At 41.2% G+C, this 22,248-nt stretch carries 24 protein-coding genes; 23 read left to right on the plus strand and 1 reads right to left on the minus strand.

The genetic code is table 11. The features are described from left to right. The first annotated feature begins 217 nt into the window (after positions 1 to 217). The 4 genes from HUU81_RS03720 (at position 218) to HUU81_RS03735 (ending at position 3,436) form a co-directional block, all read left to right on the plus strand. Positions 218 to 1,342, plus strand: coding sequence for an acyltransferase family protein (locus HUU81_RS03720; RefSeq protein ID WP_199610928.1), 1,125 nt, complete (start codon positions 218 to 220; stop codon positions 1,340 to 1,342). 363 nt (positions 1,343 to 1,705) lie between these two features. Continuing rightward, complete coding sequence (gene amrB, locus HUU81_RS03725) at positions 1,706 to 2,488, plus strand: AmmeMemoRadiSam system protein B (RefSeq protein ID WP_199610929.1); 783 nt, start codon at positions 1,706 to 1,708, stop codon at positions 2,486 to 2,488. After that, positions 2,439 to 3,110: an AmmeMemoRadiSam system protein A gene (amrA, locus tag HUU81_RS03730; RefSeq protein ID WP_199610930.1), complete on the plus strand. Its 672-nt coding sequence runs from the start codon at positions 2,439 to 2,441 to the stop codon at positions 3,108 to 3,110. The genes amrB and amrA overlap by 50 nt, the downstream gene beginning before the upstream one ends. Positions 3,111 to 3,220: 110 nt before the next feature. Beyond that, complete coding sequence (locus HUU81_RS03735; RefSeq protein ID WP_199610931.1) at positions 3,221 to 3,436, plus strand: DUF1289 domain-containing protein; 216 nt, start codon at positions 3,221 to 3,223, stop codon at positions 3,434 to 3,436. A 37-nt stretch (positions 3,437 to 3,473) separates the two neighbouring features. Here the strand turns inward: HUU81_RS03735 and queG are convergent, their stop codons facing one another. Beyond that, positions 3,474 to 4,631, minus strand: coding sequence for a tRNA epoxyqueuosine(34) reductase QueG (queG, locus tag HUU81_RS03740; protein ID WP_233520566.1), 1,158 nt, complete (start codon positions 4,629 to 4,631; stop codon positions 3,474 to 3,476). A gap of 13 nt (positions 4,632 to 4,644) precedes the next feature. Between queG and HUU81_RS03745 the strand changes: the two genes are divergently transcribed. From HUU81_RS03745 to rpsC, 19 genes are all read left to right on the plus strand, one after another. Next, entirely contained in the window at positions 4,645 to 6,285 is a 1,641-nt protein-coding gene (locus HUU81_RS03745) for an NAD(P)H-hydrate dehydratase (RefSeq protein WP_199610933.1), read from the plus strand. Positions 6,286 to 6,348: 63 nt separating this feature from the next. After that, positions 6,349 to 6,813 (plus strand): tRNA (adenosine(37)-N6)-threonylcarbamoyltransferase complex ATPase subunit type 1 TsaE, encoded by a 465-nt coding sequence (gene tsaE / locus HUU81_RS03750; RefSeq protein WP_199610934.1) that lies wholly within the window; start codon positions 6,349 to 6,351, stop codon positions 6,811 to 6,813. 17 nt (positions 6,814 to 6,830) lie between these two features. Then, positions 6,831 to 8,165 carry an N-acetylmuramoyl-L-alanine amidase gene (locus tag HUU81_RS03755; RefSeq protein ID WP_199610935.1) on the plus strand — a complete coding sequence of 445 codons (1,335 nt, stop codon included), beginning with the start codon at positions 6,831 to 6,833 and terminating at the stop codon, positions 8,163 to 8,165. Between the two features lie 32 nt (positions 8,166 to 8,197). Beyond that, the gene (gene mutL / locus HUU81_RS03760) at positions 8,198 to 10,183 is read left to right on the plus strand and encodes a DNA mismatch repair endonuclease MutL (RefSeq protein WP_199610936.1); all 1,986 of its coding nucleotides are present in this window, start codon (positions 8,198 to 8,200) and stop codon (positions 10,181 to 10,183) included. A gap of 155 nt (positions 10,184 to 10,338) precedes the next feature. Then, the gene (miaA, locus tag HUU81_RS03765) at positions 10,339 to 11,259 is read left to right on the plus strand and encodes a tRNA (adenosine(37)-N6)-dimethylallyltransferase MiaA (RefSeq protein ID WP_199611952.1); all 921 of its coding nucleotides are present in this window, start codon (positions 10,339 to 10,341) and stop codon (positions 11,257 to 11,259) included. Between the two features lie 74 nt (positions 11,260 to 11,333). Further along, positions 11,334 to 11,600 (plus strand): RNA chaperone Hfq, encoded by a 267-nt coding sequence (gene hfq / locus HUU81_RS03770; RefSeq protein WP_199610937.1) that lies wholly within the window; start codon positions 11,334 to 11,336, stop codon positions 11,598 to 11,600. A 69-nt stretch (positions 11,601 to 11,669) separates the two neighbouring features. Beyond that, positions 11,670 to 12,953, plus strand: a complete 1,284-nt coding sequence (gene hflX / locus HUU81_RS03775) for a ribosome rescue GTPase HflX (RefSeq protein ID WP_199610938.1) — start codon at positions 11,670 to 11,672, stop codon at positions 12,951 to 12,953. A gap of 64 nt (positions 12,954 to 13,017) precedes the next feature. Next, positions 13,018 to 14,190 carry an FtsH protease activity modulator HflK gene (gene hflK, locus HUU81_RS03780; RefSeq protein WP_199610939.1) on the plus strand — a complete coding sequence of 391 codons (1,173 nt, stop codon included), beginning with the start codon at positions 13,018 to 13,020 and terminating at the stop codon, positions 14,188 to 14,190. Positions 14,191 to 14,193: 3 nt separating this feature from the next. Next, positions 14,194 to 15,072 (plus strand): protease modulator HflC, encoded by an 879-nt coding sequence (gene hflC / locus HUU81_RS03785; RefSeq protein ID WP_199610940.1) that lies wholly within the window; start codon positions 14,194 to 14,196, stop codon positions 15,070 to 15,072. Positions 15,073 to 15,313: 241 nt separating this feature from the next. Then, positions 15,314 to 16,609 carry an adenylosuccinate synthase gene (locus HUU81_RS03790; RefSeq protein ID WP_199610941.1) on the plus strand — a complete coding sequence of 432 codons (1,296 nt, stop codon included), beginning with the start codon at positions 15,314 to 15,316 and terminating at the stop codon, positions 16,607 to 16,609. Positions 16,610 to 16,837: 228 nt separating this feature from the next. Beyond that, positions 16,838 to 17,821 (plus strand): DUF4097 family beta strand repeat-containing protein, encoded by a 984-nt coding sequence (locus HUU81_RS03795; RefSeq protein WP_199610942.1) that lies wholly within the window; start codon positions 16,838 to 16,840, stop codon positions 17,819 to 17,821. A gap of 334 nt (positions 17,822 to 18,155) precedes the next feature. Beyond that, positions 18,156 to 18,467, plus strand: coding sequence for a 30S ribosomal protein S10 (gene rpsJ / locus HUU81_RS03800; protein ID WP_199610943.1), 312 nt, complete (start codon positions 18,156 to 18,158; stop codon positions 18,465 to 18,467). Positions 18,468 to 18,492: 25 nt separating this feature from the next. After that, positions 18,493 to 19,131: a 50S ribosomal protein L3 gene (gene rplC / locus HUU81_RS03805; RefSeq protein WP_199610944.1), complete on the plus strand. Its 639-nt coding sequence runs from the start codon at positions 18,493 to 18,495 to the stop codon at positions 19,129 to 19,131. Positions 19,132 to 19,147: 16 nt separating this feature from the next. Further along, a complete protein-coding gene (gene rplD / locus HUU81_RS03810) occupies positions 19,148 to 19,753 on the plus strand; it encodes a 50S ribosomal protein L4 (RefSeq protein WP_199610945.1) in 606 nt (201 codons plus the stop codon). Then, positions 19,750 to 20,052 (plus strand): 50S ribosomal protein L23, encoded by a 303-nt coding sequence (gene rplW / locus HUU81_RS03815; protein ID WP_199610946.1) that lies wholly within the window; start codon positions 19,750 to 19,752, stop codon positions 20,050 to 20,052. The genes rplD and rplW overlap by 4 nt, the downstream gene beginning before the upstream one ends. Positions 20,053 to 20,066: 14 nt before the next feature. Then, positions 20,067 to 20,891: a 50S ribosomal protein L2 gene (gene rplB / locus HUU81_RS03820; protein WP_199610947.1), complete on the plus strand. Its 825-nt coding sequence runs from the start codon at positions 20,067 to 20,069 to the stop codon at positions 20,889 to 20,891. A gap of 17 nt (positions 20,892 to 20,908) precedes the next feature. Next, positions 20,909 to 21,184: a 30S ribosomal protein S19 gene (gene rpsS / locus HUU81_RS03825; RefSeq protein ID WP_199610948.1), complete on the plus strand. Its 276-nt coding sequence runs from the start codon at positions 20,909 to 20,911 to the stop codon at positions 21,182 to 21,184. A 10-nt stretch (positions 21,185 to 21,194) separates the two neighbouring features. Further along, positions 21,195 to 21,527 carry a 50S ribosomal protein L22 gene (gene rplV / locus HUU81_RS03830; RefSeq protein ID WP_199610949.1) on the plus strand — a complete coding sequence of 111 codons (333 nt, stop codon included), beginning with the start codon at positions 21,195 to 21,197 and terminating at the stop codon, positions 21,525 to 21,527. 12 nt (positions 21,528 to 21,539) lie between these two features. After that, positions 21,540 to 22,244, plus strand: a complete 705-nt coding sequence (rpsC, locus tag HUU81_RS03835) for a 30S ribosomal protein S3 (RefSeq protein ID WP_199610950.1) — start codon at positions 21,540 to 21,542, stop codon at positions 22,242 to 22,244. Positions 22,245 to 22,248 lie beyond the last annotated feature (4 nt).

The raw sequence follows: 22,248 nt of genomic DNA on the forward strand, positions 1-22,248 counted from the left end.
GTAATAAATCTTACCCTAGGCTGATTTGATGCAGGGTAAGATTTGAGCTCCTGCCCTATTAGTTATAAATAACTAAACAACGCAATATAATTTGTTGAAAACGATGACAGCAAATGAATCCATTAAGTATTTAGCAACTATACTCTAGTTTCTTCATATGAATTGCATTACTATTCGCGCCGTTTGGAATAGTTATGTTCACATATAATGGGTCGCAATGAATAAGCAACTGTCTGTATATCTTGATCTTTTACGTTTTTTTGCTGCTGTGATCGTATTTGTGTCTCACTTGTCAGGATTTATGGGCGGGTTATTGTGGCAATTGTCCGGTATTGGTCATGAAGCCGTTGTATTCTTTTTCGTGCTTTCCGGGTTTGTTATTGCGTATGTGGTTTACGAGAAACAGGAAACCGCAACATCTTATACAGTTAATAGATTATCCCGAATATACTCAGTTGCTCTTCCGGCAATAATTTTAACCGTTATACTTTATTATCTTGGAAGTGCAATAGATCCAACCAATGAATTTAAAATTCTTGAAGAACGTTTATTAAACCCTGTCTGGACTGTAATTGCCGCTTCTACCTTTATAAATCAAAGCTGGATTGCTACGCCATTATTTTCAAATTTGCCTTACTGGTCGCTGGGTTATGAGGTTTTGTATTATATATTTTTTGGCATATTGGTATATGTTGCAGGTGTTAAAAAGTATCTTCTTCTTGCTGCAATATGCTTGGTGATGGGGCCAAGTGTTATGTTGTATTTGCCTGTGTGGCTAATGGGTGTATTGTGTTTTAAGACGGTCGGGCGGGTTAGCTTGTCATTGCTTGCAGCTTCTTTGCTTTATGCGATTTCAGTTATTGGTATTATTGTTGTTGCGTTAGATGTTAATGAGCATGCAATAAACCAATATGCAATGCACGTTATTGGTGTGGAATTCTATCAGATACTCTTAGAGCCTGCAGAGCACTTTATAAGCGACTATATTTTAGGGATATTTGTTACCCTTCACATTTTTGCTAGCTATCATTTAGGCAAATATTTAGCCGTGTTTGGTAAACGAAGCGAGGCGATAATCCGCAATATTTCATCCCATACCTTTTCGATATATTTGTATCATATGCCACTGTTATATTTTGCCTTTGCCGTGTTTCCTCCAGCTTCACATCAAATAGAGAATACTATAGCGTGTTGTTTGGTGGTTCCTGTGTGCATTTATTTACTGAGTTGTTATACAGAAAATAAAAAGTGGGCATATAAAAACTTTTTTAAAACGTATTTAATTCGTAAGGAAGCGAAGACTAACGATGAGGCGAGCACTTTAGCACGGCGTAAAGCGTAAACGTTAGGTTGCTACTCACTTGGTCGCATTAATATAGGGCTCAATCATCAATGTTTAAAAAATACTAAACACAAACTTAATGCACTGTCTCATTAAGAAGCTGAGTTGTTTCAATCACATAAATTTGTGTGAGTGAAAGGTTCAACTTTTAAATGGGATTTATTCTCAATAATACTCAATTCGGCCCCGCATTATACGCAATAGCATCTATACTAATTACATGGTTTCACACAAAGCGTTTTGCTTGCGTATTGTTAGTAAATATGCGGCCTCTGTTGATTTTGATGTGATGAATATGAATGTTTTCTAAGTGCTATTTGCTCATGAATTTTTATCTATAGTTTTATCGTAAATGAACACGTTATGATGAAATTAAGACCTGCGGCTGTTGCTGGAATGTTTTATCCCGAACAGACCGATGAGTTAGCCGCTCTACTCGCAAAGCTGCTGCTTTCAGCAGAAGGGAATAAACTCACTCCCAAAGCGCTAATAGTTCCGCATGCGGGTTATGCCTATTCTGGGCAAATAGCCGCAGCAGCATATCGTCATCTACAATTAACGGGTAACCATATTAAGAATGTGATACTGATGGGACCTGCACATCGTTACCCATTGGTTGGTTTTGCGTTGCCCTCCCATGACGCATTTTCAACACCACTTGGTAATATCCCTATCAATCAGGGGATTCGGTCTAATTTATGCCAGCGTGAAGATGTAGAAGTTAATGACTTCGCACACGTTATGGAGCACAGTTTAGAAGTGCAATTGCCTTTTCTTCAAATGTGTTTAACAGATTTCTTCATTGTTCCTCTATTAGTTGGCAAGGCTACTGCTGAAGATGTATTTGAAATGTGTGAATTATTACCACTTAACAAGGAAACGCTATTTGTTGTGAGTACTGATTTAAGTCACTTTAATGATTATGCTCAAGCCAAATCGGCGGATGATGAAACTATTACCAAAATAGCAACGTTACAAACCAATATTCAACCCGAGCAGGCGTGTGGTGCGCACGCATTAAATGGCTTCTTACTACTCTGTAAATATGCCAGATGGCAGCCAGAGCTTTTAATAGCAAAAAATTCTGGTGATATGAATGGAAGTAAACACGATGTGGTGGGCTATGCCAGCTTTATTGTACGATAATAATACTGTTGAAGACGCCGCGTTAATTAATGCTGTGCCGCTGACAGCACAATCCAAATACATCATTAAACATCTGGTTATTTATAGCACGGTTAAGCTTGTGCTAGATGCGTACTCCATTGATGATTTGTTCGATGCGGTTGATAAAAAGTGTTTAAATAATCAACTATTAGCTCATCGAGCGGTATTTGTTAGCATGTTTTGTAATAACCAGTTGCGTGGCTGCATAGGTGAGACCGACGCATACGAACCCTTATGGCAGAATATTATTCGGTTTTGCATGCATAGCACTCGTTCTGATCCACGCTTTGACGCGCTGGAAGCTGATGAATTAGCAAATACGCACTTTACTGTGTCGGTGCTGTCAGACTTAAAGCAAGTCGTTGCAATCAATCAACAGACATTATTAACTCAGTTGCAAGTTGGCATTGATGGGCTAGTGTTAGATGACGGTAAAAAGCGGGCTGTTTTTTTGCCTTGCGTTTGGTCGCATTTTAAGCATGAACAAGACTTTATCACTGAATTATTAAAAAAAGGTGAGTGGCAAGCTACTAAATGGCCGCAACACTTAACCGGCGAGCGGTTTACGGTGGAAACGGTTACAGGCTCGATTTTATCTTAATCATAAATAGCCAAGAAACATAACTGAGTCCGACAAATTTACAAAAGGCTTTCATATATTAAAACCCAGAGCGTGTTCATAGACGCTCTGTTTTAAGTGAGATAAGAATAATGGCGACACACAGTGAAGGATTAAATACCACTAATCCCTGCGTGAGAAACTGTTGCTTAGATCAAAACGATGTGTGTTTAGGTTGTTTTAGGCATTTAGAAGAAATTATTGCATGGCATGATATGAACAGTGGCCAACGCATTCAAATCCAAGAGTTAGCTGATGCCCGAAAAGCAGTTTACAAAGGGTTGTTGCAAGACAGTATATTGAAATAGCTCATAAAAATTACAGAGCACAGCATAACAACGTGCTTTATGCGTCTCGCGGTAATCCTTTTTCTACAATCTTAATAAGCCGTTGTTGTTTGCGGCTTTCAACTTTGCTTGCTTGTTGTTGATTAATAGCCCATTCAATGTGCTCTTTAACCAGATCAGAAGCGGTTAATAATTGATTAGTTAACGCATCAAGTATGCTCTGATCAAAAGGTGCATTGCCCAGCGCCACGGCAATATTTCGTTGCCATCGCTCAAAACCAATGCGGCGAATAGCAGAACCTTCAGTGTTTTTTAAGAAGGTTTCTTCATCCCACGCAAATAAAGATAACAAGGATTGGTTAAACAGTGCTGGGCGTTGATGAAAGTCAGATTCTTTGGTTAATTGGGCGTATCGATTCCACGGACAGACTAACTGGCAATCATCACAGCCATAGATGCGATTTCCAAGCAAAGGGCGATACTCCTCTGGGATAGCGCCTTTAAGCTCAATGGTTAAATAAGAAATGCATCGCCGAGCATCAACCACGTAAGGTTCTACAATGGCTTGCGTAGGGCAAATAGTCATGCATGCCACGCATTTTCCGCATCCTTCTTCAACGGGCTGATCAACTGGTAAAGGAATATCAATAAAAATCTCACCTAAAAAAAACCATGAACCAGCTTGCTTGTTTAACAATAGCGAGTGTTTTCCTGTCCAGCCTAATCCAGCTTTTTCGGCGAGTTGACGTTCTAAAACGGGAGCAGAGTCAACAAAAGGACGAAAACCTAAATCAGCAACTTCTTGTTGAATTTTTTGTGCCAGTTTCTTGAGTCGATTACGAATAAGCTTATGGTAGTCGCGGCCATTTGCATAGCGGCTAATATAGCCAATGTTTGGTTGAGAAAGCGTTTTCGCAAACTGGGCATTTGGAGGTAAGTAATCCATTCGAGCACTGATAACACGTAATGTGCCTGGTACTAATTCATTTGGGCGCGCGCGTTTAAGGCCATGATTAGCCATGTAATCCATTTCGCCGTGGTAATTGTTATTCAACCACTCTGTTAAACCTGCTTCATGTTCAGCTAAATCAACATCGCTAATGCCTATTTGCTGAAAACCTAATTCCTGACCCCATAACTTGATATTTTCGGCAAGTTGTTGATAGTTAATGTTAGCTGAAATACTTTTATCTGCAGATTGAATTTGCGTACTCACAAAAGACCTATGAATGAATAAAAACAACGATAATTTACCACAAAAGGTGTATACCGCCCAACAAGTAAGAGAGAACGAGGCGCAAATTGCGAAGCAATTAAATGTCAGCATGTACACCTTAATGGAGCGAGCGGGGCAGGCCGTATTTAACCTTATACAAACGTATTACCCTAAAGCACGGTTAATCGTATTTGTTGGAAAAGGCAATAATGGCGGTGATGGTTTTGTCGCCGCGAGATTAGCCATTGAGCAAGGCAGAGCAGTCACGGTTATCCAGTTAGGTAGCACGGAACGCCTTACAGGTGATGCAAAACAGGCATGGCAAAAATGGAATGAACAATATAAAAAACAAAATCAGCAGCGTCAGCTGGCTAAGGCAATTCAATACGATATTTATGATGACCAGTCTGCAGAAGAGGTCAATTTGCTAACCTCTAGGTTAAGTGAATTATTACAGGATGCCAGCACGTTTACTGAATCAAGTGCAGACAATTCAACTCATGCTGGCGTCTCAATAGTCATCATTGATGCTCTTTTAGGTACTGGCGTAGTTGGTAAGCCTAGAGAGGCATTTGCAACGGTCATTAATGCTATCAATAAGGCTAAGGCACCTGTTGTCAGCGTTGATTTGCCCTCGGGGTTAAATGCAGATACAGGCTACACTTCATTTGAATGTGTGAATGCCACTCACACAATCAGTTTTGTTAGCTATAAGCAAGGGCTTTTAACAGGAGTAGCCAAAGAATGCTGCGGTAAGCTTCATTATGATGGTTTAGGTATTGATGCAGTATTTCAGCAGCAAATAGTGTCTAGTGTTGAGTTAGTTGATGCTCAGCAAGCGTTTTTACAGTTACCTAAACGCACTCAGTATGCGCATAAAACGCAATGTGGTCATATATTATGCATTGGTGGTAACGTGGGAATGGCGGGGGCCATTCAGTTGTCGGCAACGGCTGCTCTAAGATCGGGTGCTGGCCTGGTTAGTGTAGCAACACATCCAAGCAACGTGACCACGGTCGCTTCCGCCCAACCTGAATTGATGGTGCTGGGCATTGAAACCGTTACTCAATTACAACCATTAATTGACCGAGCAAGTGTGGTTGTTTTTGGCCCAGGATTGGGAAGGGATGAGTGGGCGGGTTCATTGTGGCAAGTAGTTCGCATATTGAATAAGCCGATAATTATTGATGCAGATGGCTTGTACTTTCTGGCACAAGAGCAAGGTTCATTGCAAACCATGCATCAGAAAATTAACGCTATCAGAAAAGTGATTACTCCACATGAGGGTGAAGCTGCCCGCTTATTAAATATCAACATTGAAGACGTGCGGGCCAACCGTTTTAGCGTCGTAAAAGAACTGCATCACCTCTATGGTGCCAATACGTTGCTTAAAGGTGCTGGCAGCTTGATATTTGATGGCAAAACTACAACAATTAACACCACTGGAAATCCTGCCATGGCAAGTGGTGGGATGGGTGATACATTATCTGGTATAATCGCTGGCTTGATTGGACAGGGGATGCCACACGTTGCAGCACTTCGCTATGCTGTTTGGGCGCACGGTAAAATTGCCGACGACTTAGCAAGCGCCCGCGGTATACGAGGGTTATTAGCAAGCGATATAATTAAGCAGTTATACAAAGTGGTGAATTAGCATGCAGCGCCCATCTTTGTTAGAAAAACCTAAAACTAAGTTACAGAAATAAGAAGTTAAAAAGTGAAATCGATTACTGAAACCCTAGCAGACGATAGTCAAACCACCGCCTTTGGCAGAAAATTTGCGGCAAGTGTCATGCAAGCCAATGTACCGCTATGTGTATATTTAAGTGGTGATTTAGGAGCGGGAAAAACCACGCTCAGCCGTGGAATTGTTCAAGCTATGGGTCATCAAGGAAATGTAAAAAGTCCTACTTACACGCTGGTTGAGCCGTACGAGCTTGAAGATTGGAATATATATCACTTTGATTTATATCGATTGGGGGACCCAGAAGAACTAGAGTTTATGGGTATTAGAGACTATTTTAATGATAAAACCCTGTGTTTAGTGGAGTGGCCTGACAAAGGTGCAGGAATTCTACCCCAAGCCGATATTAAGATTAATATTGAATATCTAGAACAAGGCCGTAAAATCAATCTCACGGCCCTGTCAGAAGTAGGTGAAAATATCTTACTTCAGTTGTAACAAGTTAGCTGAGCGCGATGATAATTAATACTAAAAATTTAACAAACGTATTCGTATATACATTATGTATATTTGCTTTGTTGTGTAGTTGTTTTAGCTTTGCAATAAATAAAATAAATGGTGTAAGAGTATGGCCGAGCCCAGACAACACCCGTATTGTGTTTGATTTATCAGAATCTGCGGAATACAGCTATTTTACCTTGCGTAACCCTCAGCGCTTAGTTATTGATTTTAAGAAAACCGCCAACGACTTTAATTTATCAACATTAAAGATTGATGATGACAACCCGTTAGTTAAACGGGTTAGACAAAGTAAGCCAAAATACAAAGATTCTGTGCGTATAGTGCTAGATCTTACCAAGCCATTGAACACCGTTATTTTTCCGCTAGCACCCACTGCACCTTATAGCGACCGATTAGTAGTCGATTTAATTGACGCTAACGCCCGCAGTGTGGTGCATAAGCAAGCCGTTGCCAAAAATAGAGATATTGTTATTGCCATTGATGCAGGTCACGGTGGTGAAGACCCTGGTTCTATTGGCCCTACAGGTAAATACGAAAAACACATTACGCTTGGCATCGCGAAACGCCTAGCGACATTGATCAATCAAGAAAAAGGCATGAAGGCCATTTTAACGCGTAGTGCTGATTATTATGTTGATATAGGGCGACGCAGTGAGATTGCCCGCCAGAAGAAAGCCGATTTTTTGATTTCCATTCATGCTGATGCATTTGTAACGCCATATCCCAGAGGCGCCTCTGTGTGGGGGTTATCACTACAACGTGCTAACTCAGAAATAGGTAAGTGGCTAGAGAAAAAAGAAAAACACTCTGAACTATTAGGCGGAGCAGGCAAAGTAATAACCGACACGCAGAATGAAAAATACTTAGCGCGAACACTGTTAGATATGTCGATGGATCACTCTATCAGTACTGGTTTTGAAGTCGCACAATCAGTGATTGGCGAATTTCGTAAAGTGGTTAAATTACATAAGAAAAAGCCTGAGTCGGCCAATTTTGGAGTGCTAAAATCACCAGACATTCCCTCTATCTTAGTGGAAACAGGGTTTATCTCTAACCCAAAAGAAGAAAAACTGCTGCTCACTGCTTCTTATCAAAATAAACTAGCGCAAGCATTATTTGTGGCGTTACGTAAACATTACCGAAATAATCCGCCTGAAGGTACTTACTATGCTGCTCATCGTGTGCAACAGCACAAAGTAAGTAGTGGTGAATCCCTTTCATTACTGGCACAACGCTATAATACAACGGTAAGCGATCTTAAAAAGTACAATAACTTAAATACGAATACGGTGCGTATAGGCCAAGTATTACGTATTCCACAATCTTAATGCTAAGCCTTAACTAATACTGAATTTTATTTATGCCAATTCAAATTTTACCTGCCCGTTTGGCAAACCAAATTGCCGCGGGTGAGGTGGTAGAGCGTCCAGCATCCGTTATTAAAGAGCTAGTGGAAAATAGCTTAGACGCAGGTGCCACACGTATTGATATTACCGTTGAAAAAGGCGGTCATAAGTTAATGCGCATTCGAGATAACGGTGCAGGCATTGCGCATGATGAACTAACACTGGCTTTAAGTCGTCATGCAACCAGCAAAGTAGCTCATGTTGATGATTTAGAAAATATTTTGAGTTTAGGTTTTCGTGGTGAAGCATTAGCCAGTATTAGTTCTGTTGCACGGCTAACGCTAACGTCTAAACCTGCTGAACAAAGTGAAGCTTGGCAGGCTTACGCAGAAGGCAGAGATATGCAAGTTGTGATTCAACCTGCGGCACATCCAGACGGTACAACTATTGAAGTTGTCGATCTTTTTTTTAATACTCCCGCACGCCGAAAATTTTTACGCACAGAAAAAACCGAATTTGCCCACATTGACGAGTTAATTAGACGAATTGCGCTGAGCCGATTTGACGTACAAATTAACTTAACCCATAACAATAAGCTGGTTCGTCAATATCGTCGTGCGGAAACAGCTCAGGCGCAGGATAAGCGGCTAGCTCAGGTATGTAACAATGCCTTTGTCAGCAATGCAATTAAGTTAGACGTTGAGCATGATGGTATGCGCTTATGGGGATGGGTATGCCAGCCAAGCGGCTGTACTAAACAAAACGATAATCAATACAGCTATGTGAATGGCAGAATGATGCGTGATAAGCTGATTAATCATGCTATTCGTCAAGCCTACGAATCCACACTTCACCATGATCAGCAGCCGCAATTTGTACTCTTTTTTGAAATTAGCCCAAGCCAAGTTGATGTAAATGTTCACCCAGCTAAACATGAGGTACGTTTCCATCAAGCTCGTTTGGTACACGACTTTATTTTTCAAGCCATTTATAAAGTGTTACACCAATCTAATTCGTTGTTATCAGATAATCACGAAAAAGATATGCCGCAAAGTGTTGCTTCTGATGTTAATGAAAATATGCAACCACATTACGGGCATTCACATTTAGATGAGCCACAACATAAAGTGGCTGAACATACTTCAAGTTATTCGCACGCATCTAACGTCGGGACGCTATTTTCACCAGATAAGTATGCTAATGCAGATAACGTGTTACCAAGTGGGCAGCATGCTTCTGCTTATGCGCCTTCAACATTAGGCGCAAACGCTTCCAGTGCAAATTCTAGCGTGTATAAACCACAGGGCGAAGTTACTAAACCGCTAGATACGACAAGCTTGGCTAACTATACCGAGTTAATGTCACCGAGCGCTGAAAAACCATGTCAAAAAGACCAGCAGGGCTGGCGATGGTTGTCTTTTTATCAAGGGCAATATGCATTAATTGAATACGAAAATATGTTTTGGTGGCTGGATACTGCAAAATTACGCGCTGAATGCTTAAGTCAGGCTGGCAGTGGCTCTGAATTTGAAGCAACTCAGGTAGCTACATCAAATAACGAGAATGAGCATGTCGCACAGGTTAAGTCGGTACCTTTATTGCTGCCAGTGAGAGTCAGCTTATCGCTGGAGCAACGCGACACCGTTGGGGCGGCAATAACAGCGCTAAATCAGAATGGCTTTACTATCGATAAGCATGAGCGGCATTTGATTGTTCGTGCCGTGCCTATGCTTGTAAGAGAAAGTGATATAGCTACACTGGTGTCACAATTTCTAACTGATAATACGTACTTAAGTACAGAGATTAGCGCTGAACTTTCACACGATTCAGTTCAAAAATGGTTATTAAATAAAGCGCAACACCACATTTCTGAGTCTACCGGGCAAGGTTTATTACAAGCGCGCCTTGAAGTCACAAATATTGCCACCATATTGAAAACAAACGCGTTGCGTATTGACCCACAAGAGTGGATTAAACGTTTAACAGAATTGGCACATTAGCGTCTTCACCTAACCCAAAGGTTAGAGTCTAGCTAATAAATTTGTATTTATTGATGAGTGGTATGTCGCAATCTAACCCTGAACAGTCCAAGGTATCTAATTCACAAGAAAACGTGTCCAAAGACATGGATTTTAGTGCGATAGATCCCAGCGTAATTAAGGACTTACCAGTTGTATTTATTATGGGGCCGACAGCATCGGGGAAAACAAGTTTAGCGATAGAGCTCGCTAAGATTGTGCCAGCAGAAATTATTAGTGTCGATTCTGCTTTGGTTTATCGAGGCATGGACATTGGCACAGCAAAACCTGATGCGAAAGAGCAGCAAGGTATTCCCCATCATCTAATCGATATTATTGATCCGATTGAAAGTTACAGCGCTGCAGATTTTAGAAACGATGCGCTTGCATTAATTAAAGCAATAAAACAGCGGAATAAGCTCGTTATATTAGCGGGCGGTACCATGATGTACTTTAAGGCTTTATTGGAAGGTATATCGCCATTACCCGAAGCCGATGAATCAGTAAGGGCACAGTTAGAAGATGAAGCCAGCCGGATAGGATGGAGTGGCCTACACAAACAGCTAGCGGAGATAGACCCGGTTGCGGCCAACCGCATACATGAAAATGATCCTCAACGAATCAACCGCGCGCTAGAAGTATATCGTATTACAGGCAAAACAATGACAGAGCTTACTGAAACAAAGGGGGACGCTTTACCGTACCCAAGTGTTCAGTTTGCAATTGCGCCGACGCAACGTGATGTTTTACATAAAAGAATTGAACAAAGATTTTCACAAATGATTGAATTAGGCTTTGAACACGAGGTCAGAGCCTTATACAATAGAGGGGATTTACATAAAGATTTACCTTCTATTCGTTGTGTTGGCTATCGACAAATGTGGGATTACTTGTCTGGGCATTATGACCATGAGGAAATGGTGTTCAGAGGAGTTGTTGCCACTCGACAACTAGCAAAGCGTCAATTAACCTGGCTGCGAAGTTGGCAAGATCTCACTTGGTTACATACTGGTGATAAACAAAACTTGCAACGTGTATATTCTTCGCTAAGCTGTTAAGGTGACACAAAAAATAACTGCTCTACATACAAGCAGTTGAATAAAAATAATGACTACTATAAGGAAAGATCGATATGGCAAAGGGCCAATCATTACAAGATCCTTTTTTGAATGCGTTGCGCCGTGAGCGTATTCCTGTTTCAATTTATTTGGTTAACGGTATCAAATTGCAGGGTCAAGTTGAGTCTTTCGATCAATTTGTCATCTTATTGAAGAATACAGTAAGTCAAATGGTGTACAAACATGCCATTTCTACAGTAGTGCCTTCACGAGCCATACCGACCCAAGCGCCATCGAATGGTTATAACTCACCTATGGATGGTGAAGGTAACGGCCAATAAGTAGTAATGTATTATATTGCGCGGCCGATTTTGTTGCCGCGCAAAAAATTCCTAATAGGAGAGTAGTGCTTGTTTGACCGTTATAAAGCCGGTGAGCAGGCGGTTCTAGTTCATTTAGAATTTCCTGAGGAGGGAGAGCGAGAAGACGTCGAAGAACTAAAAATGTTAGTTGATTCGGCAGGCGTAAACGCTTTAGCTGTGATTACTGGTAGTCGTGCAGCCCCTCACCCAAAATACTTTGTCGGTTCTGGCAAAGCAGAAGAAATCGCACAAACCGTTCAAGATATAAATGCTGATATTGTAATTTTCAATCACTCCTTGAGCCCAACTCAAGAGCGGAATCTTGAAAAATTATGCCAGTGTCGTGTGCTTGATAGGACAGGGTTAATCCTAGATATCTTTGCTCAACGTGCACGTACGCATGAAGGAAAATTACAAGTTGAATTAGCGCAATTAAAACATATTTCTACCCGCTTAGTTCGAGGCTGGACACACCTTGAGCGACAAAAAGGGGGCATAGGCTTGCGTGGACCCGGTGAAACGCAATTAGAAACTGACCGAAGACTGATTCGTGGGCGCATTAAGAGTATTTTAAGGCGGCTAGAAAAAGTGTCTAAGCAACGCGACCAAGGCCGTCGTGCTAGAAATCGTGCAGAAATCCCAACAGTGTCATTAGTCGGTTATACCAACGCAGGTAAATCTACGTTATTTAATGCTATCACTAATGCGGGTATTTACGCTGCTGATCAGCTATTTGCTACGCTCGATCCAACACTGCGAAAAATTCAGTTAAACGATATAGGAACTGCAATTTTAGCGGACACAGTAGGATTTATTCGGCATTTGCCGCACGATTTAGTCGCAGCCTTTAAAGCCACGTTAACTGAAACACGTGAAGCAGATTTGCAGCTACACGTTATTGATGCGGCAGATGACAGGCGGAAAGATAATATTGAGCAAGTACAACTAGTGTTAGAAGAAATTGACGCTAACGAAGTACCGCAATTATTAATATACAACAAAATAGACTTATTTGACGACGTATCACCACGAATTGACAGAAATGACGATGGATTACCTGTTCGGGTATGGCTGTCAGCTCAAACAGGTGAAGGTGTAGAGCTTGTCAGAGAAGCAGTTAGCGAACTATTAAGTAAAAAAATGGTGTCACACCATTTAAAGCTACCCGCGACGGAAGGCAAAATCAGAAGTGCCTTATATCGTTTAAATTGTATTTCAGAAGAAGACTATTTTGATGATGGAAGTTGGTCTTTACATGTAAGACTTTCGTATGATGATTGGAATAAATTGGCTAAACGTAGTGAAGGAAGACTTGAAAACTATATTGTTTAGTCGAAGATAGTGTTAAATTACGCGAAACTTGAAATTAATAAAAACTAGATAGACGGAGAGAAGCATGGCTTGGAATGAGCCGGGGAATAATGGCAAAGATAATGATCCGTGGAAACAAAAAGGCGGACGTGATCAGGGGCCACCGGATTTAGATCAATTTTTTAAAGAGCTAAGTGATAAATTTGGCGGTTTATTTGGCGGCGGTGGTAAGGGCGGTCAGTCTGGTTCTAGCCCTGCAACGTCTATTGGCTTAACGCTAATTATCGTTATCGCTTTATTGGTATGGTTTATTAGCGGCTTCTACTCAATCAAAGAAGCTGAGAAAGGACTTGTGTTAAGGTTCGGCCAATTTTACGAAATTAAGGAGCCGGGCTTAAGATGGAACCCTCCATTTATTGATGAAGTATTTAACGTTGACGTACAAACCATTCGTACACTACCAGCGTCTGGCTTTATGCTAACGGAAGACGAAAACGTGGTACGTGTTGAATTTGAAGTGCAGTACCGTGTGGTAGACCCGCGTAACTATAAATTTAGCGTGACTAATGCTGATGAAAGTTTGCGTGAAGCAATGGATAGCGCACTTCGTTATGTTGTCGGACATTCAAAGATGGATGCCATTTTAACTTCAGGCCGTGAAGATGTGAGACAAAAAACGTGGCAGGAAATTGAAAAAATCATTGAGCCTTATAATTTAGGTATTACGATTTCTGATGTTAACTTTAAAGATGCCCGTCCTCCAGAAGAAGTAAAAGCGGCATTTGATGATGCAATTTCTGCGCAAGAAGATGAAGAACGTTTTATTCGTGAAGCTGAAGCCTATGCGAGAGAAATTGAACCTGCTGCTCGTGGTCGTGTGAATCGTATGAATCAAGAAGCGCAAGCTTATAAGCAGCGTGTATTACTCGAAGCACAAGGTGAAGTGGCTAAGTTTGAAAAGTTGCTACCAGAGTATGAGGCAGCTCCGCAAGTAACGCGCCAACGCCTATATCTCGACGCGATGGAAGCTGTGTTCAGTGCGACATCTAAAGTTATTGTAGATGTGGAAGGTGGGGGTAACATGATGTACCTTCCGTTAGACAAGATTATGCAAAATCAAAATAGAGCATCATCAAACCCTAAAAAAGCCGACGTACAGTCAATAAGAGATACAGTCACAACGAATAATACCCAATCATCGTCTAACCAGACGAAGGTAGGTGTACGTTCAGATAGAACACGTAGTGGGAGAAACTAAGCCATGAAGAATTTTTCAATTGCAGCAGTTATTGCTTTAATCATTCTTGGTATCTCATCTTTATTTGTTGTTCAAGAAGGGCAGCGCGGAATTGTTATTCAATTCGGTAAAGTGAAGCGTGATAGTAACGACAATACAGTGGTGTACGAGCCAGGTATTCATTTTAAATTGCCATTTATTGAGCAAGTTAAAAAGCTAGATGCACGTATTCAAACATTGGACGATGCTCCAGACCGTTTCGTAACAGGTGAGAAAAAAGACTTAATGGTTGACTCGTATGTTAAATGGCGCATTTCGGATTTTGCCACTTATTACTTATCAACTGGCGGAAATAAAGCGCAAGCCGAGTCTCTACTTAAACAAAAAGTTAATAATGGATTAAGAACAGAGTTTGGTAACAGAACAATACAAGAGATTGTTTCTGGTGAGCGCGATGAACTAATGAGCCAAGCAATGGAAGCAGCTAAAAGTTCTGATGACATAGGTATTAGCATTGTTGATGTGCGCGTAAAGCAGATAAATTTACCACTTGAAGTCAGTAACTCTATCTTCCAGCGTATGCGTGCAGAGCGTACCGCTGTAGCAAAAGAGCACCGTTCTCAAGGTCAAGAAAAAGCAGAAATTATTCGTGCTGATGTTGATGCTCGTGTAACTGTGATGTTGGCTGATGCTGAGCGTAAAGCATTAACCCTTCGTGGTGAAGGTGATGCAAATGCAGCTAAAATATATGCTGAAACTTACTCAAAAAATCCTGACTTTTATGCGTTTATTCGCAGTCTAGATTCATATAAGAAAAGTTTTGACAGCAAATCGGATGTACTTATTGTACAACCAGATAGCGACTTTTTCCGTTTTATGAAAGATAGCAAAGGCGGTAAATAAGCAAGCGTTTAACCTAATAAGGCCTCAGTCGAGGCCTTATTACTTACCTCCCAATCACTTGACGCTTGTCATTTCCCTCTACCTGTTTTGGGTATTTATTTCTTAACGCTTCATACCTATTCATTTTATTGAACCGCTGTAAAAATATGCAATAAACGGGTGAACATTTAGCTCGAAATTTGTTAGAATCCACGCCTAATTTTTTCTAAGCATAATTGCTTGTGATAATAGTGGCGAAACAATGGGTAAAAACGTCGTTGTACTAGGCACCCAATGGGGTGACGAAGGTAAAGGTAAAGTTGTTGATCTTTTAACAGATAAGGCTTCTTATGTTGTTCGTTATCAAGGAGGTCACAACGCTGGCCACACCTTAGTAATTAACGGTGAGAAGACAGTTCTACATTTAATCCCATCTGGTATTTTACGTGACAATGTAAAATGCATTATTGGTAACGGGGTTGTATTATCTCCTGATGCGCTAATGACTGAAATGACGATGCTTAAAGAGCGCGGTGTTCCAGTACAAGAACGTTTATTTATTAGCGAAGCGTGTCCATTAATCCTTCCATTTCATATTGCACTAGACGTGGCTCGCGAAGAAGCGCGCGGTGCAAAAGCGATTGGTACAACGGGACGCGGAATTGGTCCTGCGTATGAAGATAAGGTTGCACGCCGTGGTTTACGTGTGGGTGATCTATTTAATCCAACATTGTTTGCCGAGAAACTCAAAGAAGTACTCGACTATCACAACTTTATGCTGACTGATTACTATAAAGTTGAAGCGGTTGATTATCAAAAGACGCTGGATGACGCTTTAGCAATTGCCGATTTATTGAAGTCAATGGTAGTAGATGTTACTGACGTGCTAGACAAAGCGCGTAAGAATGGTGAGTCCATTTTATTTGAAGGTGCGCAAGGTACACTACTTGATATCGACCATGGCACTTACCCGTATGTAACGTCTTCAAATACCACTGCAGGTGGTGTTGCTACAGGGGCAGGTTTTGGACCACGTCATTTAGACTATATTTTAGGTATTGTGAAAGCATACACAACACGTGTTGGCTCTGGCCCATTTCCAACAGAGCTAGATTGTGAAGTTGGTCAGCACCTTGGTGTAAAAGGACATGAATTTGGTGCTACGACGGGTCGCAAACGTCGTACTGGCTGGTTTGATGCGGTTGCAATGAAACGTGCAATTCAAATCAACAGTATTTCTGGCTTTTGTCTTACCAAGCTTGATGTATTAGATGGCTTAGACACACTGAAAATTTGTACTGGGTACAAGTTAGCAGATGGTACAGTCGTTGATGTACCGCCAATGGCTGCTGAAGGCTATGATGAAGTGACCCCAGTATATGAAGAAATGCCTGGCTGGACTGATAACACATTTGGTGTAACGTCTTTTGATGCATTACCACAAGCGGCTAAGAACTATATTAAGCGCTTAGAAGAGTTAACGGAAACGCCAATTGATATTGTTTCAACTGGCCCTGATCGTGTTGAAACTATGGTACTTGTTAACCCATTTAAGTAAACGTCACGTTTTAAACAGACGTTATTATAAAAAAGCCACTATTAGTTAGTGGCTTTTTTGCTTTTCTAGCGCCTAATTGTTTGTTGGTTATTAACGAAATAAAATTTAACATTTTGAAAATTAAGCAGAACGCTATCAGTGTTATCATATCTCAATCAATTTTAGCGTTATATCGCAATGACGCTGTGCGCTGAATAAATAGCATACTTGCTGCAATAAGGACAAAAAATGAAAGCAATAATCACACTCTTATCCATTTTATTAGTTTCAGGATGTGTCGTTCAAATCAATGCTGCCGACTATGGTGAATGGACTGAGTCACAACAAACGTTAAGTATTGATGCACAGTCATTTAAAGAGCTAGAAATAGAAGCGGGCTCGGGTGTACTTAATATTATCGGTGATACTAATACTAAACAGATACGTGTTGAGGCAACGGTCGGTAATTACGCCGAGTTAACGAGTGATTTTGAATTAACGTTGGAGGCCAAGGGCAGTAAAAAAGCTAAGTTAACCAGTAAATTTGATCGAGGACTTAGGTTTTTTAGCGGTAAAGCGCCTTATATTGACTTAACGGTGTTTGTTCCTGCAGATATCGCGCTAAAAGTAAACGATGGCTCTGGCCATATTACCATTAAGAATATTCATGATAATTTAGTGATAGATGATGGCTCGGGAGATATAGCTCTTCATAAAGTTGTAGGCAATATCAGTATTGATGATGGCTCAGGCAGTATTACTATGGAAGATATCACTGGTAACAGCACTATTAATGATGGCTCAGGTAGCATTGCTATGGAGCATATCACTGGTAACAGTTCTATAAATGATGGTTCGGGTAATATTACGTTGTTTAAACTTAATGGTAGTTTGCTGTTAAAAGATGGCTCAGGTCATATTGATGCAAAAGATATTGTTGGCAGTGTAAATATTGATGATGATTCAGGTAACCTGACGTTGAAAAACATCTTAGGTAACACTCAAATAGAAGATGGCTCAGGTGATAGTGATATTTTTGATGTTCGTGGCAATTTAAATATTAAAGATAATTCGGGCAATATTTATATCAAAGGAGTGAGTGGTGCAGTAACTATTGATGATGGTTCGGGCGGCATATCCGTTAATGACGCAGGCTCGTTGACAATCACTGAATCGGGCAGCGGCAGTTTAAAGATCAAAGACATTCATGGTCCGGTAAAAGTTGATGATTAACAGATTTATTGCTATCCCTGTAGCGGTACTTTCTTGCTTAGATAGTAATATATAGTTAATTTAAAAAAGTAGTTGCAATATTAATCAACTTACCTATAATACGCCGACCTGCTTAGTCTAGATTGTTAGATTAAACAGGTTCGAGGTTAACAAGATAAAATGCTCTTTATGTTAACCAGCTTTAATAATGTTAAAGCAATTTAGTACAGGAACTCCGATTTGGAGTTCATCGATATAAGAAAACACCCTCACTCAATTTCTAAAAATAGAAAATGTGGTCGAGAGGTGGTTTTTTATGCTCTTTCTAAAATGCTCTTTATATTTGAGGTTGAGAATGTCTAGTCAACGCATTCGTATTCGTTTAAAAGCTTTCGATCATCGTTTGATCGACCAGTCGACGCAGGAGATTGTTGAAACTGCTAAGCGTACTGGTGCTCAGGTTCGTGGTCCAATTCCACTACCTACACGTAAAGAACGCTTCACCGTTCTTATTTCTCCGCACGTTAACAAAGACGCGCGTGATCAGTATGAAATCCGTACCCACAAGCGTCTAATCGACATTGTTGAGCCAACAGAAAAAACTGTTGACGCACTAATGCGTTTGGATCTTGCGGCTGGTGTTGATGTTCAAATCAGCCTAGGTTAACCGAGAGATTATAGAGGTTTTTATAATGACTATAGGTCTAGTCGGTCGTAAAGTAGGAATGACTCGTATCTTCACTGAAGATGGCGTTTCAATTCCAGTAACCGTAGTTGAAGCAACTCCGAACCGCGTTGCTCAAGTTCGTTCAGAAGAAACTGACGGTTATCGTGCTGTTCAAGTAACTGCAGGCACTAAAAAAGCAAACCGCGTAAACAAAGCAACAGCTGGGCATTATGCTAAAGCTGGTGTTGAAGCTGGTCGCGGTCTTTGGGAATTCCGTTTAGCTAACGGTGAAGGTGAAGAATTAGCAGTAGGTAGTGAAATTACTGTTGAAGTTTTTGCTGAAACTAAGAAAGTAGACGTTGTAGGTACATCTAAAGGTAAAGGCTTCCAAGGCGGCGTTAAGCGTTGGAACTTTAGCATGCAAGATGCTACTCACGGTAACTCTCTTTCTCACCGTGCTCCTGGTTCAATTGGTCAAAACCAATCACCAGGTAAAGTTTTCAAAGGCAAAAAAATGGCAGGCCAAATGGGTAACGAGCGTGTAACGACTCAAAACCTTGAGCTTGTACGTGTTGACGCTGAGCGCAATCTGCTTCTTATTAAAGGTGCAGTACCAGGCGCAATCGGTGGCGACGTTATCGTTAAACCTGCGGTTAAAGCATAAGTCCGGGGGATAAGTGATGGAATTAGCATTAAAAGACGCTTCAGGCGCTCTTGAAGTTTCAGAAGCTACCTTTGGTCAAGAGTTTAATGAAGCGCTTGTACACCAGGTAGTTACAGCTTTTGCAGCTGGAGCTCGTCAGGGTTCTCGTGCTCAGAAGACTCGTTCTGAAGTTAGCGGTGGTGGTAAAAAACCATGGCGTCAAAAAGGTACTGGCCGTGCACGTGCTGGTACAATCCGTAGCCCAATTTGGCGCAGCGGTGGTGTGACTTTTGCAGCTAAGCCGCAAGATCACAGCCAAAAAGTTAACAAAAAAATGTATCGTGGTGCGATTAAAAGCATTATCTCTGAATTAGTTCGTCAAGAGCGTTTAATCGTTGTTGAAAAGTTTGCAGTTGAAGGACCTAAAACGAAAGAACTAGTTGCTAAGCTTAAAGAACTTGAGCTTAAAGATGTGTTAATCGTGACTGCTGAAGTTGATGAGAACTTGTTCTTGTCTGCTCGTAACTTATACAAAGTAGACGTTCGCGACGTAGCTGGTATTGATCCAGTAAGTCTAATCGGCTTCGATAAAGTATTAATGACTGCTGATGCAGTTAAACAACTTGAGGAGCAGCTAGCATGATCCGCGAAGAACGTTTACTAAAAGTTGTTTTAGCTCCACATATCTCTGAAAAAGCAACAAACTGCGCTGAAAATAACAACACTGTTGTATTTAAAGTAGCAACTGATGCGACTAAAGAAGAGATTAAAGGTGCTATCGAAAAGCTTTTCGAAGTAGAAGTTGAAGGTGTTCGCACTGTTAACGTTAAAGGTAAAACTAAGCGTACAGGTATGCGTTTTGGCCGTCGTAAAGACTGGAAAAAAGCATACGTAACTCTTAAAGAAGGCGCTGAGTTAGATCTTGTTGGCGGCGCAGAGTAAGGAGGGTTTAGAAAATGGCTTTAGTTAAATGTAAACCTACGTCTGCTGGTCGTCGTCACGTTGTTAAAGTAGTGAACAATGACTTGCATAAAGGTGCTCCATACGCTCCTTTATTAGAGAAAAACTCTAAGTCTGGTGGTCGTAACAACAATGGTCGTATTACAGTACGTCACGTAGGTGGTGGTCATAAACAGCACTACCGTCTAATTGACTTCAAACGTAATAAAGATGGTATCCCTGCAAAGGTTGAGCGTCTTGAATACGATCCAAACCGTAGTGCAAACATTGCACTAGTGCTTTACGCAGACGGTGAGCGTCGTTACATCATCGCTCCTAAAGGCATGAAAGCTGGTGACAGCATTCAGTCTGGTAGCGATGCACCAATCAAAGCAGGTAATGCATTACCAATGCGTAATATTCCTGTAGGTTCTATGGTTCACAACGTTGAACTTAAACCAGGTAAAGGTGCTCAAATTGCACGTTCTGCAGGTGCTTACGTACAAATTCTTGCACGTGAAGGTCAATATGTAACATTACGTCTTCGCTCTGGCGAAATGCGTAAAGTATTGTCTGACTGTCGTGCAACTATCGGTGAAGTTGGCAATGCTGAGCATATGCTTCGTTCACTTGGTAAAGCAGGTGCAAATCGCTGGCGCGGTATTCGTCCAACAGTTCGTGGTGTTGCTATGAACCCGGTTGATCACCCGCACGGTGGTGGTGAAGGACGTACTTCTGGTGGTCGTCATCCTGTTACGCCTTGGGGTGTTCCTACTAAGGGCTTCAAGACACGTAAGAATAAGAGCACGGACAAATTTATTGTTCGTCGTCGTAATAAGTAAATGAGTGAGGTATAACCATGCCACGTTCTCTCAAGAAAGGTCCTTTTATTGACCTCCACTTGCTGAAGAAGGTAGAGAAAGCGTTGGAAAGCGGTGACAAAAAGCCTATTAAGACTTGGTCCCGTCGTTCAATGATCATTCCTGATATGATCGGATTGACCATCGCTGTCCATAATGGTCGTCAGCATGTTCCAGTTTTCGTAACTGACGAAATGATTGGCCATAAATTAGGTGAATTCGCACCTACTCGTACTTACCGCGGTCACGCGGCTGATAAAAAAGCTAAAAGGTAAGGGGTGAATTATGGAAGCATTAGCTAAACACAAATTTGCCAAAGGTTCTGCTCAAAAGGCTCGTTTAGTTGCGGATCAAATCCGTGGTTTAACAGTTGAAAAAGCGTTAGAACTTTTAGCTTACAGCCCAAAAGGCGCGGCTGAGCTTGTTAAGAAAGTACTTGAGTCTGCAATTGCAAACGCAGAGCATAACGAAGGTGCTGATATTGACGAGCTTAAAGTATCAAAAGTATTCGTTGACGAAGGTCCAACTATGAAGCGTATCAAACCACGTGCCAAAGGTCGTGCAGATCGCATTCTTAAACGTACTAGCCACATTACTGTGGTCGTATCGGATAACTAGGAGATATAAGTAATGGGACAGAAAGTTCATCCTACTGGTATTCGCCTAGGTATCACGAAACCTTGGGTTTCAACCTGGTATGCGAGTACAAAAGAATTTCCTGAGCACTTACATGGTGATCACAAGGTACGTCAATTTTTAACTTCTAAGTTAAAAAGTGCATCAGTATCTAAGATCGTTATTGAGCGCCCAGCTAAATCAATTCGTGTAACAATTCACACAGCTCGTCCTGGTGTTGTTATCGGTAAAAAAGGTGAAGATGTAGAGAAGCTACGTCAGCACGTATCTAAACTTACAGGTGTTCCTGCTCAGATTAATATTTCTGAAGTTCGTAAGCCTGAGTTAGATGCACAATTAGTTGCTGATGGCATCGCTAGCCAACTTGAACGTCGTGTTATGTTCCGTCGTGCTATGAAGCGTTCGGTTCAAAATGCTATGCGTCTTGGTGCTAAAGGTATCAAAGTTGAAGTTAGCGGTCGTTTAGGCGGTGCAGAAATTGCACGCTCTGAATGGTATCGTGAAGGTCGTGTACCACTACACACTCTTCGTGCAGATATCGATTATGCAACTTCAGAAGCCTTAACTACTTACGGTATCATTGGTGTTAAAGTTTGGATATTCAAAGGTGAAGTATTAGGTGGTCTTCCACTTGCTAATGCAGAGCCTAAGCAAACTAAAGCTCCAAAGAAAGGTAAAAAAGGCGCTAAGCAGGGGTAAGTTA

Source organism: Flocculibacter collagenilyticus (genome assembly GCF_016469335.1).
Taxonomy (GTDB): Bacteria; Pseudomonadota; Gammaproteobacteria; order Enterobacterales; family Alteromonadaceae; genus Flocculibacter; species Flocculibacter collagenilyticus.